The sequence below is a fragment of the Cupriavidus sp. UME77 genome (genome assembly GCF_014170355.1).
Taxonomy (GTDB): Bacteria; Pseudomonadota; Gammaproteobacteria; order Burkholderiales; family Burkholderiaceae; genus Cupriavidus; species Cupriavidus basilensis.
This window is the reverse complement of sequence record NZ_LZZU01000069.1, coordinates 1-13,300: the sequence shown is the minus strand read 5'-3', so window position 1 is coordinate 13,300 and position 13,300 is coordinate 1. Positions and strand designations below refer to the sequence as shown.

11 protein-coding genes are annotated in these 13,300 nt (G+C 65.6%); 8 read left to right on the top strand and 3 right to left on the bottom strand.

Features of this window, described 5'->3' with window-relative positions; translation table 11 throughout:
- Nucleotides 1-37: 37 nt before the first annotated feature.
- Nucleotides 38-445, top strand: coding sequence for a 50S ribosomal protein L19 (gene rplS, locus A9975_RS27725; protein ID WP_150986317.1), 408 nt, complete (start codon nt 38-40; stop codon nt 443-445).
- Nucleotides 446-588: 143 nt separating this feature from the next.
- The gene (locus A9975_RS27720; RefSeq protein ID WP_183035569.1) at nt 589-1,269 is read left to right on the top strand and encodes a CoA pyrophosphatase; all 681 of its coding nucleotides are present in this window, start codon (nt 589-591) and stop codon (nt 1,267-1,269) included.
- Between the two features lie 21 nt (nt 1,270-1,290).
- On the opposite strand, the gene A9975_RS27715 is transcribed toward A9975_RS27720, so the two are convergent.
- Complete coding sequence (locus tag A9975_RS27715; protein ID WP_183035568.1) at nt 1,291-2,148, bottom strand: sulfurtransferase; 858 nt, start codon at nt 2,146-2,148, stop codon at nt 1,291-1,293.
- Nucleotides 2,149-2,330: 182 nt separating this feature from the next.
- Here A9975_RS27715 and dnaE point away from each other — a divergent pair, with 182 nt between their 5' ends.
- Both dnaE and A9975_RS27705 read left to right on the top strand, forming a co-directional pair.
- The gene (gene dnaE / locus A9975_RS27710) at nt 2,331-5,843 is read left to right on the top strand and encodes a DNA polymerase III subunit alpha (protein ID WP_183035567.1); all 3,513 of its coding nucleotides are present in this window, start codon (nt 2,331-2,333) and stop codon (nt 5,841-5,843) included.
- Nucleotides 5,844-5,937: 94 nt separating this feature from the next.
- Nucleotides 5,938-7,194, top strand: coding sequence for a glycosyltransferase (locus tag A9975_RS27705; RefSeq protein ID WP_183035566.1), 1,257 nt, complete (start codon nt 5,938-5,940; stop codon nt 7,192-7,194).
- Here A9975_RS27705 and A9975_RS27700 read toward each other — a convergent pair.
- On the bottom strand, nt 7,142-7,909 hold the full coding sequence (locus A9975_RS27700) for a glycosyltransferase family 2 protein (RefSeq protein ID WP_183035565.1): 768 nt from the start codon (nt 7,907-7,909) through the stop codon (nt 7,142-7,144). The two genes, A9975_RS27705 and A9975_RS27700, sit on opposite strands and share 53 nt — an antisense overlap.
- An 11-nt stretch (nt 7,910-7,920) precedes the next feature.
- Here A9975_RS27700 and A9975_RS27695 point away from each other — a divergent pair, with 11 nt between their 5' ends.
- From A9975_RS27695 to A9975_RS27680, 4 genes are all read left to right on the top strand, one after another.
- The gene (locus A9975_RS27695) at nt 7,921-9,171 is read left to right on the top strand and encodes an O-antigen ligase (protein WP_183035564.1); all 1,251 of its coding nucleotides are present in this window, start codon (nt 7,921-7,923) and stop codon (nt 9,169-9,171) included.
- The gene (msbA, locus tag A9975_RS27690; RefSeq protein ID WP_183035563.1) at nt 9,168-10,937 is read left to right on the top strand and encodes a lipid A export permease/ATP-binding protein MsbA; all 1,770 of its coding nucleotides are present in this window, start codon (nt 9,168-9,170) and stop codon (nt 10,935-10,937) included. The genes A9975_RS27695 and msbA overlap by 4 nt, the downstream gene beginning before the upstream one ends.
- Nucleotides 10,938-11,033: 96 nt before the next feature.
- Nucleotides 11,034-11,621, top strand: coding sequence for a peroxidase-related enzyme (locus A9975_RS27685; RefSeq protein ID WP_183035562.1), 588 nt, complete (start codon nt 11,034-11,036; stop codon nt 11,619-11,621).
- A gap of 76 nt (nt 11,622-11,697) precedes the next feature.
- Nucleotides 11,698-12,912 (top strand): cation:proton antiporter, encoded by a 1,215-nt coding sequence (locus A9975_RS27680; protein ID WP_183035561.1) that lies wholly within the window; start codon nt 11,698-11,700, stop codon nt 12,910-12,912.
- 30 nt (nt 12,913-12,942) lie between these two features.
- Here A9975_RS27680 and A9975_RS27675 read toward each other — a convergent pair.
- Nucleotides 12,943-13,300 (bottom strand): hypothetical protein (locus A9975_RS27675; RefSeq protein WP_183035560.1); only part of this gene is annotated, 358 nt, incomplete at its 5' end.

The following is a 13,300-nucleotide window of genomic DNA, read 5'->3' as shown; positions in this document are numbered from 1 at the left end:
CATACAACGTCGGCATGATGGACAAGGAGAAGAAACGATGAACATCATCGAGCTGATCGAGAAAGACGAAATCGCGCGTCTGACCGCGAACAAGACCATCCCCGCATTCGCACCCGGCGACACCGTGATCGTCAGCGTGAACGTGGTGGAAGGTAACCGCAAGCGCGTCCAGGCTTATGAAGGCGTCGTGATTGCCAAGCGCAATCGTGGCCTGAATTCGTCCTTCATCGTGCGCAAGATTTCGTCGGGTGAAGGCGTGGAACGTACGTTCCAGCTGTACTCGCCGCTGATCGCCGCGATCGAAGTGAAGCGCCGTGGTGACGTCCGCCGCGCCAAGCTGTACTACCTGCGTCAGCGTTCGGGCAAGTCCGCGCGGATCAAGGAAAAGCTGGCATACAAGTCGGCACCGGCCAAGGCTGCTGCCAAGGCTGCTGCTGCTCAGTAAGCCGCCAGTCGCCTCGACCGGCTTGCCGGTCGGGGCTGCGCAAAAAGGGCACCTTCGGGTGTCCTTTTTGCATCTGCGCGCGCCAGCTTTGCCGCGTCGCAGCACAAACGGTTTGGCCGGCTTCTGTCATACTCGCAACGATTATGCGTCCTGCCTTTGATCCCGAATCCCTCCCCATCGTCGCCACCGATACCCGGCACCCGCGGCTGGCCGACGTGCGCCTGCGCCCGGACTTCATCCGCCATCGGCTCCAGTCGCCGCCTGCCTGGGACCCCGAGCTGACTGATGAGTCACGCGTCTATGACCGGAGCCTGAAGCTGCGCGATGCAGCCGTGCTGGTACCGTTGGTGGAGCGTGAGGATGGGCTGACCGTGCTGCTGACTGAGCGCAACGCCAACCTGAGTGCGCACGCCGGCCAGATCAGTTTCCCCGGCGGCCGTCACGAGGCGTTCGATATCGACCGGACGGCGACGGCACTGCGTGAAACCGAGGAAGAGGTGGGGCTGGCGCGCGATTATGTGGAAGTGCTGGGTAGCTTGCCCGACTACATCACCGGCACCGGCTTCCATGTGAGCCCGGTAGTGGGCCTGGTCCGCGACGGATTCACGCTGCGGCCCGATGCGCGCGAGGTTGCCGATGTGTTTGAAGTGCCGCTAGGTTTCCTGATGGACCCGTCGCATCACGAGCAGCGCCTGTTCCGCTGGGTGGACGGCGAGCGGCTGTTCTACGCCATGCCGTTCCCTCGCGAGGATGGCGGCCACCGGTTTATCTGGGGCGCCACCGCCGGCATGCTGCGCAACCTCTACCACTTGCTGGCAGCCTGAGCCTGAGGGCCGCCAGCGCTCTCAGGCGGCAGCCGCCGCCGTCCCGGCGCCGTCCCCGATGCAGTGCGGGCAGCTCTGGCCCACCACGTAGTGCGGGCTTTGCTGCTCTTCGGCGGTGACCACGGCGCGGCAGGCAAAACACTGCTTGGGGCCAGCCGGCTCCAGGTTGGGGTTCAGCGCGGTGCGGTAGTCGAAGACGAAGCAGTCGCCCTGGTAGTGGCTGCCACCCACTTCCTCGAAATACTTCAGGATGCCCCCCTCAAGCTGGTAGACGTGCTCGATGCCGGCTTCCTGCATGTGGATGGCGGCCTTCTCGCACCGAATGCCGCCGGTGCAGAACGACACGATGGTCTTGCCCTCGAATTCCGCCTTGTGCGCGGCAATGGCCGGCGGGAAATCGCTGAACTTGGCGATGTCGTAGTCGACCGCCTGCTCGAACGTGCCGACGGCGACCTCAAAGGCATTGCGTGTATCCAGCATCACCACAGGGCGGCCGGCGTCGTCGTGGCCCTGATCCAGCCAGCGCTTGAGCTCGACTGGCGCCACCGCTGGCGCCCGACCGGCTTCGGGGCGGATCAGCGGCATCTTCATGGTGATGATTTCCTTCTTCTCACGCACCAGCATGCGCTTGAAGGGCTGGCTTTCCGACAGGCTCTCCTTGGGTTCGATATCGGCAAAGCGCAGGTCGGCATGCAGCCAGCCAAGGAAGCCGTCGATGGCCTCGCGCACGCCGGCGAGGAACAGGTTGATGCCTTCCGGCGCGAGCAGGATCGTGCCCTTGAGCCCGTGTGCTTCGCAGCGCGCGCGCATTTCCGGGCGCAAGACCGGGATGTCGTCCAGTGAGACGAACTTGTAAGCGGAGATGTTTACGATCTGCATAGGTGGCGCGCGACGGGACCGCGCCTTGCGAGCACGCGGTAACTGCCTGATTGGAAAGGCGAAATTATAGCGCCTCGCAGGCTTCCTGCCGGGCTTTTCCGAGCGCCTGGCTCAGTCTTGCCATCGGGCACGTAGCGCAAAGAAGGCAGGCGCGGATATGCCGAGCCGGTACAATTACGGCCATGTCTGCACCTCGCTTCGTTCATCTCCGTCTTCATTCCGAATACTCCGTCGTCGACGGCATCGTGCGCCTGGACGATGCCGTCAAGGCCGCGGCCGCCGATGGCATGGGCGCGCTCGCCCTGACCGACCTGGCCAATGCCTTCGGCCTGATCCGCTTCTACAAGGAAGCGCGCGGCGGCGGCGTCAAGCCCGTGGTCGGCGCCGACGTCTGGCTGACCAACGCCGACGATCGCGACAAGCCGACGCGCTTGCTGCTGCTGGTCCGGGACCGGATTGGTTACCTCAATCTCTGCGTGCTGCTGTCGCGCGCGTGGCTTTCCAACCAGTACCGCGGCCGCGCCGAGATCGACCCTGCCTGGTTCGACGAAGCCGGCGAAGAGGGCCAGCCGCTGGCCACCGGCCTGATTGCGCTGTCTGGCGCGATGGGCGGCGACATCGGCATGGCGCTGGCCAATGGCAACGATGCGGCCGCGGCGCAGGCCGCCGCGCATTGGGCAAAGGTGTTCCCGCAGCGCTTCTACATCGAGCTGCAGCGCGCAGGCCTGCCCGGCACCGATGCCTATGTGCAGCAGGCGGTGCAACTGGCGGCCAGGATGGGCCTGCCGGTGGTGGCGACGCACCCGGTGCAGTTCATGACGCCCGACGATTTCACCGCGCACGAGGCTCGCACCTGCATCGCCGAAGGGGAGTTGCTGGCCAACCCCCGCCGCGTGCGGCGCTTCACCACTGACCAGTATTTCAAGACCCAGGACGAGATGTGCGCGCTGTTCGCCGACATCCCGTCGGCGCTGGAAAACGCGGTGCAGATCGCGCGCCGCTGCAACCTCACGCTGGAACTGGGCAAGCCGCGCCTGCCGCTGTTTCCGACGCCCGACGGCATGTCGCTCGACGACTACCTCGTGCACCTGGCCAAGGAAGGCCTGGAAAAGCGCATGGTGGTGCTGTTCCCCGACGAAGCCGTGCGCGAGGCCAAGCGCCCCGAGTACTACGCGAGGCTGGAGTTCGAGACCGGCACCATCATCAAGATGGGCTTCCCGGGCTACTTCCTGATCGTGGCGGACTTTATCAACTGGGCTAAGAACAACGGCGTGCCGGTCGGGCCGGGACGGGGCTCCGGCGCCGGTTCGCTGGTGGCCTATGCGCTCGGCATTACCGATCTGGACCCGCTCAAGTACGCGCTGCTGTTCGAGCGCTTCCTGAACCCGGAACGGGTTTCGATGCCCGACTTCGACATCGACTTCTGCCAGCAGGGACGCGATCGCGTTATCACGTACGTGAAGGAGAAGTACGGCCACGCCGCGGTATCGCAGATCGCCACCTTCGGCACCATGGCCGCCAAGGCCGCGGTGCGCGATGTGGGCCGCGTGCTCGACCTGGGCTATGGCTTTGTCGACGGCATCGCCAAGCTGATTCCGTTCAAGCCGGGCAAGCTCGTCACCATCGAGGAAGCCAAGAAGGAAGAGCCGCTCCTGACCGAGCGCGAGAAGAACGAAGAAGAAGTGCGCCAGCTGCTGGAGCTGGCCCAGCGCGTGGAAGGCATGACACGTAACGTCGGCATGCACGCCGGCGGCGTGCTGATCGCCCCGGGCAAGCTGACGGATTTCTGCCCGCTCTACACCCAGGGCGCGCAGAACGACGGCATGAGCGGTGTGGTCAGCCAGTACGACAAGGACGACGTGGAAGCCGCCGGCCTGGTCAAGTTCGACTTCTTGGGCCTGACCACGCTGACCATCCTGGACTGGGCCGAGCGCTATATCCGCAGGCTTGACCCGTCCATGGCGGACTGGAACTGCAGCCATATCCCGCTCGACGACAGCAAGGCATTCGACATCCTCAAGACGGCCAACACGGTCGCCGTGTTCCAGCTGGAAAGCCGCGGCATGCAGGGCATGCTGAAGGACGCCAAGCCTGACCGCTTTGAGGACATCATCGCGCTGGTGGCACTCTACCGCCCGGGCCCGATGGACCTGATCCCCAGCTTCTGCGCCCGTAAGCACGGCCGTGAGAAGGTGGAGTACCCGGACCCGCGCGTCGAGCCGGTGCTCAAGGAGACCTACGGCATCATGGTCTACCAGGAGCAGGTGATGCAGATGGCGCAGATCATCGGCGGCTACTCGCTGGGCGGCGCCGACTTGCTGCGCCGCGCCATGGGCAAGAAGAAGGCCGAGGAAATGGCCCAGCACCGCGAGCTGTTCCGCGAGGGTGCGGCCAAGAACGGCCTGAGCGCCGAGAAGGCGGACGACACCTTCGACCTGATGGAAAAGTTCGCGGGCTACGGCTTCAACAAGTCGCACGCGGCCGCCTACGCATTGCTGGCCTACTACACGGCCTGGCTCAAGGCGCACCATCCAGCCGCGTTCATGGCAGCGAATATGTCGCTCGCCATGGACGACACCGACAAGGTCAAGATCCTCTTTGACGATTGCAAGCTCAACAAGCTCCAGGTGCTGCCGCCTGACGTCAACGCCAGCGAATACCGCTTCGCGCCGACCGATGCCAAGACCATCCGCTATGGCCTTGGCGGCATCAAGGGCTCGGGGCAGGGCGCCATCGAGGACATCCTGCGCGCCCGCGAGGAAAAGCCCTTCGCCGACCTGTTCGATTTCTGCGAGCGCGTCGACCGCCGCCAGGTCAACCGCCGCACCATCGAGGCGCTGATTCGCGCCGGCGCCTTCGATAGCCTCAATGCCAATCGCGGCCAGCTGCTGGCCTCGGTGTCGCGCGCCATGGAAGCCGCAGAGCAGAAGGCCGAGTCGGCCAACCAGGTGTCGCTGTTCGACCTGATGGCCGATGCCGGCGAATCGCACCGTCCCGCGCTGGTCGACGAGCCGGCCTGGGCGCCCAAGCGCATGCTGCAGGAAGAAAAGCAGGCGCTGGGTTATTACTTCTCCGGCCACCTGTTCGACGCCTATCGGGACGAAGTCGGCCGCTTCCTCAAGGGCACGCTGGCCGGCCTGGAAAAGGAAGTGCAAGGCAATGGCGGCGGCTACGGCCGCGACGTGCGTGGCAAGGTCATCGCCGGTGTCATCACCGGCATGCGCACCCAGATGACGCAGCGCGGCAAGATGCTGATCGTCTTGCTTGATGATGGCACCGGGCAGGTCGAAATGACGGTGTTCAACGAATTGTTCGATGCCAACCGCCATATGTTCCGCGAGGACGAGATGGTGATCGTGCAAGGCAACGCCCGCCACGACACCTTTACCGGTGGCGTGCGCTTCACCGCTGAATCGGTGATGGACCTGGTGGCGGCGCGCGCCAAGTACGCCGAGGCGGTCGGTCTGGCGTTCAACGGTAACGCCTCCACGGAACTGCTGCGCGAGTTGCTCACGCCCTACCTGGCGAGTGTGGCCAATGCGCCAGGCGTGCCGGTGCGTGTGAGCTACGCCACCACCGGCGCGCGCTGCGAGGCGGAGCTGGGCCGGCAGTGGCTGGTCACGCCATCCGACGATGCCCTGGCGAGCTTCCGCGCGGCCCTGTCCGGCGAGAATGTCCGCATGCTCTACGGCTGACCTGGGCTTGCCGGTGGGTCGGCCCGGCATGGCGCCGCCCCGACCGGCATTGCTGCCGTCCATCCCGCCTTTTCATGGATTACACAAGCCCCGCATGGCCAAGCAACGCATCCTCTTCCACCTCACCCACTTCCTGCGTGGCGGCATCGAGACCTCGCTGGTGTCGCTGCTGGCCTCGCTGGATCGAGAGCGCTTCGAGATCGGCCTGACGCTGACTTATCCGACCGAAGCGCTGGAGACGCATTTCCGCGCCATGCTGCCGCCGGACGTCAAGATCCATATCCTCGCGCCGGAGGCCTGGCTCTCGCGTTGCCGGCAACTGAAAAAAGCCGGCAAGCTGGGCCCGTTGGGCAAGATCTATGAAGAAGTGCTGTTGCCGCCGCTGCGCAAGCCGCTGGTCAACCGGCGCTTTCGCGGCATCGCGCGGGACTATGACCTGGTGATCGACTACGACATGTCGCTGTCGCGGCTGACCGGTCGCCTGCCGGTGCCGATGATCGGCTACCAGCATTTCAGCGTGGCACACCTGGAGCGCGAGAACCGCCGCAAGCTGCGCAAGCTGCGACGCCAGTGCCGCGAGCACTATGACCGCATCGTGGTGCTCAACGACAGCATGCTGGCCGACGCGCGGGCGCTGATTCCCGAGGCCGCCGACAAATTCATCCGCCTGTACAACGCCACCGACCTCGATCGCATCCGCGCGCTCGGCAAGGCGCCTTTCACGCCGCCGGCGCATCCCTACATTGTTTCGGTGGGGCGGCTGGAAGAAAGCCAGAAGGATTTCACCACGCTGCTGCGGGCCTACGCGGCGCTGGTCAGGGGCACGGGCTTGTGCGAGCGGCTTGTGCTGGTGGGCGATGGCGCTTCGCGCGGCCGGCTCGAAGCGCTCGCGCGCGAGCTCGGCATCAGCGAGCGTGTCAGCTTTGCCGGTTTCCAGGCCAATCCCTATGCATGGATCCATCATGCGCGGCTGATGGCGTTCAGCTCCAAGATGGAAGGGCTGCCCAATGTGCTTCTTGAAGGCATGGCGCTGGGCCAGTTGGTGGTGAGCACCGATTGCCCGGTTGGCCCGCGCGAGATCCTGGCCGAAGGCAAGGCCGGCCTGCTGACGCCGGTTGGCGATGTGCCCGCGCTGGCAGAGGCGATCCGCCGCGGGCTCGAGGACGCGCCGCTGCGCGCCCGGCTGCTGGCCTATGCGGCGGTCCACATCGAGCAGATGGGCTTTGGCCCCACCTCGGCGGCCTTCAGTGCTTGCGTCGAGGACTTGCTGGGCGTGCCTCAAACAGGGGCGGCAGCCCCTACCGTGGGGGCGCCTGCTGCTCGCTCTTCTGCTGCAGGTACCATAGCTTGATGTACTTGTAGTAGCTAGCGTGGCCATTCATCAGCGCCACACCGAGGCCCTGCGCGCCATCCAGGAAACCGCGGCGCAGCAGGTAGGTGCGCAGGAACGCCCAGGCGCCATGCAGCACGGCGCTGACGGGCGACGCCGTCTTGCCGCGCGCGAAGCCCTGCTGGGCGCCGAGGCTGGAGTATTTGTCGATCTTTTGCAGCACCTGCGAGAAATCGTCGTAGGTGTAATGCAGCAATGGCGAATCGAGCCTGCCGACTGGTGCATCTGCTATCACGCGCTCATGGACGAGATCGTCGGTGAAGCGGGCGTGGCCACGGCGGAACAGCCGTGTGACGTAGTCGGGGTACCAGCCGCCGTGACGGATGAAGCGGCCGCAAAAGCGCGACAGCCTAGGTACCTCGTACGCATCGGACTGGCCAGACGCCACTGCGGCGAGAATCTCGTCGCGCAGCTCGGGGGTGACCCGTTCGTCCGCGTCGATGGAGAAGATCCAGTCGCCGTCGGCCTTGGATACCGCCAGGTTTTTCTGGGCGCCGAAGCCAGGCCAGTGCTCGGTTTCGAAGACCTCCGCGCCCAGGCTCCGGGCCAGCTCGACCGTGCCGTCCCGGCTACCTGAATCCACTATAATCGCGCGGTCGCACCAGGACACGCTTTCCAGGCACTCCCGGATGTTGTGTGCCTCGTTTTTTGTAATCAGTACGACTGAGATTTTCATAGAGCTTGTTTATGATGTTCCGTGCGACCAAACAGGCATGGCTGGCCAACGGGCTGGTCTTTGCTTTCCCCATACTGCTGCTGAGCGTGCCGCGCGGGGCGGGCGTTTTCATTGCCGCAGTGGTGCTGGCCGTACTGCTGGGCTGGCGTGGCATGGGCCAAGCCATGGCGCGCTATCGCAGCCTGCTGGTTCCCCTTGGGCTAGCCATTCTAGCGGTACTCGTGGTGTGCCTGGCGTCCAAGGTGATCTTCGGCTTGCGCTGGAGCGCGGTCGATAACCCGACGCGCGTGCTGCTTGCCTTCCTGACCTGCCTGGCGGTGCTGCGATTTCGCCCGGACAGCCGCATGCTCTGGTACGGCATCCCGGTGGCATTGGTGTCCTGCCTGCTGATCGTGGTGTATCAGTTGCTGGTGCTGCACGATGACCGCCCGGCAGCCTGGACCCAGCCTATCGCCTTCGCCAATATGGTGGCGGCCTTCGGCCTGATCGGCTTCGCCAGGCCGGGACATTTCCGGCGGGACCACGCGCTGGCCTGGGGCGGGCTGCTGGTGGCGGGCGCGGTGCTTATCCTTAACGGATCGCGCGGTGCCTGGCTGGCGCTGGCCCTGACCACGGTGCCACTGCTGGCGGTGCGCTATCGCCGCATCCGGTTGCCGGCGTTTATCGGCATGGTGGCCTTGCTGGTGGCGCTGGCGGGTGCCCTCTACGCAGTGCCAGGCAGCCCGGTCGCCAAGCGGGTGGACCTCGTCGGCCAGGAGGTGGCGCAGTTCGAAGCCGGCAATGCCGACTCTTCTACCGGCGCGCGCTTGCTGATCTGGCAACTGGCTGCAAAGGCCTTCGAAGCCCACCCGTGGACCGGGATCGGCCTGAGCCAGTTTGGCGAGATGACGCAGGCCTTGCCGGCCTGCCAGATCAGCCGCAGCCACCAGTATTGCCTGGAGCATGCCCACAACGATGTGATGGAGGCGCTTTCCACCATGGGCTTACCTGGCCTGCTGGCAGTCATGTCCATCTTCCTGGTGCCGGCCTGGCTGTTCTTCGGACTCTTGCGCCATAGCCGCCGCCAGTGCAATGAGCGGGGCGAATGCCTTGCGGCTTCCGGCCTGGCCGTCGTCATGGCCAGCCTGATCAGCGGCCTGACCCAGGTGACGATGGCGCACCAGGCAAATATTGTTTTTTATGCCGGCATCATCGGGCTGTTGCTCGGGCTGGCCGCGGTACAAGCAAAGTATCCCCGCGCCGACGGGGTGGAGAAAACGTGAAAGTCCAAGAACAAAATGCGCCCCCGGCACAGGAAGCCGACACCCTGAAGCGAGTCTGGTCCTACCTGCGTCCGGAAATGCGCGTCTTCATCGTTGCCATTATCGCGATGGCGGCTGTGGCTGGCGCCGAAGGGATCATGCCCAAGGTCGTCAATGACCTGCTCGACAACGGTTTCGGCGGCGCATATGCCGGCAAGCTCTGGCACGTGCCGGCCCTGCTGATTGGCGTGGCACTGATACGCGGGGTGGCGCAGTTCGCTTCCGGCTACCTGCTCGCCCTGATCTCCAACCGGGTGCTGCTGAAAATGCGCATGCAGATGTTCGAGCGCATGCTGCATGCGCCCGCGCTGTTCTACCACCGCAATACCGCGGCCTCACTGATCAATGCGGTGATCTTCGAGGTCAACCAGGTCATGCAGATCCTGACCGGCGTGCTGATCACCCTGGTGCGCGATTCGCTCACCGTGTTGGCGCTGCTGGTCTACCTGTTCTATACCAACTGGAGCCTGACGCTGGTGGTGGCGGTGATCCTGCCGGTGATCGGTTTCGTCATGGCCAAGGTCAATCGCCGCCTGCGGCGCCTTAATCGCGATCACCAGGCGCTGACCAACACCGCGGCCTACGTGGTCGAGGAGGCGGCGGGTGGCTATAAGGTGGTCAAGCTGCATGGCGGCGAGGCTTACGAGACGTCGCGATTCGCGGCCATGGCCGAGCGCCTGCGTGGCTATTCCATGCGCATGGCAGTGGCAGGCGGGCTGAACCAGCCCGTCACGGCATTCCTGGCGGCGCTGGCGCTGTCTGTCATCCTGACCATAGCGATGATCCAGTCGCAGACCAACCACACCACGGTGGGCAGCTTCACCGGCTTTGTGATGGCGATGCTGCTGCTGGTCTCGCCGCTCAAGCACCTGACCGACCTGAACCAGCCGCTGCAGCGCGGCCTGACCGCGGCCGAGATGATCTTCGGCCTGATCGACGAGCCGATCGAGCCGCAGGACGGCGGCCTGCCGCTCGAGCGCGCGCGTGGCGAACTGGTGTTCGAGAAGGTGGGCTTTCGCTACGGCGAGGGCGCCCGCCCGGCATTGGACAACATCAACTTCAACGTCAGCGCCGGTGAAGTCGTGGCGCTGGTGGGGCCGTCGGGCAGCGGCAAGACCACGCTGGTCAATCTGGTGCCGCGCTTCTTCGACCCGACCGAGGGCCGCATCCTGCTGGACGGAAAGACCATCGACGCGTTCTCGCTGCATGACCTGCGCCGCCAGATCGCCTTTGTCAGCCAGGACGTGGTGCTGTTCAACGACACGGTTGCCGCCAACGTGGCCTATGGCGTGCATCCGGCGGCCGAAATCGACATGGCGCGCGTCGAGCGCGCGCTGGCAGCCGCTTACCTGACCGATGTGATCAAGGGCCTGCCGCAAGGGCTCGAGACCAATATCGGCGACAACGGCATGAAGCTGTCCGGCGGCCAGCGCCAGCGCATGGCGATCGCGCGCGCGCTGTACAAGGACGCGCCGATCCTGATTCTCGACGAGGCCACCTCGGCGCTCGACTCCGAATCGGAGCGCCAGGTGCAGGCCGCGCTGGAAGCCCTGATGGTTGGCCGAACCACGCTGGTCATCGCGCACCGCCTGTCCACCATCGAGAACGCCGATCGCATCGTGGTGCTCGACCACGGGCGGGTGGCGGAGCATGGCACCCACGACGAACTGCTCTCGGCCGAGGGACTTTACGCCGGGCTGCACAAGATCCAGTTCGCCACCCAGTAAGCCGGTACGACCGGCCAGATTCCCGCTGCCCGCGGCAGCTAGCGCGGGCGGTTCATGCGCAGTGCAAAGAGGGGTGCACCCCCGAAGGAGACCACCATGACCGCATCGCCGCCACTGAGCCGTTACCCGGTTCCCGCCATCGCTGAGCTGCCCGAGGACATCCGGGCTCGCATCCTGGAAGTCCAGGACAAGGCCGGCTTCGTGCCGAACGTGTTCCTGACGCTGGCCCACCGGCCGGATGAGTTCCGCGCCTTCTTTGCCTACCACGATGCGCTGGTGCTCAAGGAGGGCGGCCTCTCCAAGGGCGAGCGCGAGATGATCGTGGTGGCCACTTCGGGCGCCAACCAGTGCCTGTATTGCGTGGTGGCGCACGGCGCCATCCTGCGCATCTACGAGAAGAAGCCGACGCTGGCCGACCAGGTGGCCGTCAACTACCGTAAGGCCGACATCACGCCGCGCCAGCGCGCCATGCTCGACTTCGCCCTCAAGGTCTGCGAGGCCTCGGCCGAGGTTGGCGATGCCGATTTCGCGGCGTTGGCCAAGCATGGGTTCAGCCACGAGGACGCCTGGGATATCGCGGCCATCACCGCCTTCTTCGGCCTGTCCAACCGCATGGCGAATACCATCAGCATGCGGCCGAACGAGGAGTTCTACCTGATGGGGCGCGTGCCGAAGGCTAAGTAGCGCCTCTGGACGCTCGCCCGGTGGGCGCCTGGCGCGCCCACCTCCTTGTTCCACTTCTCTCGATCCGCCCGTTGCCTTGAATCCCGTCTCGCTTTTTTTTGCCCAGGCCTGCCTGGTGGTCGGTACACCGTTCATCCTGTGGCGCGGGCTGCGCATCGGCAGCATCGTGCCGCTGGTGGCCATGCAGATCGTGGGCGGCATTCTGCTTGGTCCGTCCCTGCTTGGCGCGCTGTGGCCGCAAGGCTGGCAGGCCCTGTTCGGGCCGGCGCAGCTATCCGCGCTCTCTGGGCTGCAATGGCTGGCGGTGGTGCTGTTTGCCTTCCTCTCCGGCTTGCACATCGGCGGCGTGCAGCAGCCAGGGATACGGCGCATTGCGATGGCGGCCGCGCTGGGCAGCGTGCTGGTGCCGTTCGCGCTTGGCACGGCAGCCGGTGCCTGGCTGGCCTATGCCACGCCGGGTGCCGTAGGGCATGCGGCATCCGCCTGGCAATTCGCTTTCGCCGTGGGGGTTTCCATGGCGGTGACGGCGCTGCCGGTGCTGGGGGCCATCCTGCGGGAAATGAAGCTGTCCGACTCCGTGCCTGGCCAGCTGGCGGTCGGCTGCGCCGCCTTCAGCGATGCGGCCATCTGGCTGGTGCTGTCGGCCATCCTCGCCAGCGCGGGCCGTTCCTCAAGCTATGACTTCCTGCGGCTGGCTTGCCTGGGCCTTGCCTACGTCGGTGCGATGTTGTGGCTGGTACGCCCGCTGCTGGCGCGCATGCTGCCGCGGATGGCCGCCAACGACGCGCGCCTGGCGCTGGTCGCGGTGCTGATCTTCGGCTCGGCGCTGATTTCCGAGTCGATCGGCCTGCACTATATCCTCGGCGGCTTCCTCGCGGGCGTCGTGCTGCCTCGCGATGCGGCCGGCGAACTCCGGCGCCAGCTCGAGCCCGCCACCGTGGTGGTCCTGATGCCGTTCTTTTTCCTGATGACCGGGCTGCGTACCGACATCGCCATCGGCGGTCAGGCGACGCTCTTGGTGTTCGGCCTGAGCACCATGGTCGCGGTGGCCGGCAAGGTGGTCGGAACCGCATTGCCGGCGCGCTTGGCCGGCCTGCCGCGGCGCGAGGCCTGGATGCTGGGTGCGCTGGTCCAGACCAAGGGGCTGATGGAGGTGGTCGTGCTGGGAATCTTGTTCGAAGCCGGGCTGATCGGCATGACGGCCTTCTCCGGCCTGCTGCTGATGGCGCTGGCCACCACCGTGCTGGCCAAGCCGCTGACGCGCGCGGCGGCGCGCCTGCGCGAGCGCTGAGCCGCGCTTGCCGTCAACAGCCCGGCAGCGCTAGCGGATCTGCGCGCATGTGCCGCTGCGCGGATCGAAGAGCACCGGCCACGCCTGCTCGTAGATACCCGGGGTGCAATGCTGCTCGCAATGCGCATGCGCTAGCGTGACGCGCCGCGGATCCTGCCAGACCATCAGCGTGCAGCCGCTGCCATCGATCGCCTGCAGTTCGATATGCGGGGTCCTGCGCACCTGGCGGAACTCGGTGAGATCGAAGTGGCAGGAGCCATGCCGGCCCACCCACAGCTTCCAGCTCAGGCTGCGCACATCGTTGCTGGCCACCCGCATATGGGCATCCTCGCGAAAGCCGTCCTCTTCCGTGCGCTGGCAATCGGCAGCGATATCGATGTCGTGGGGG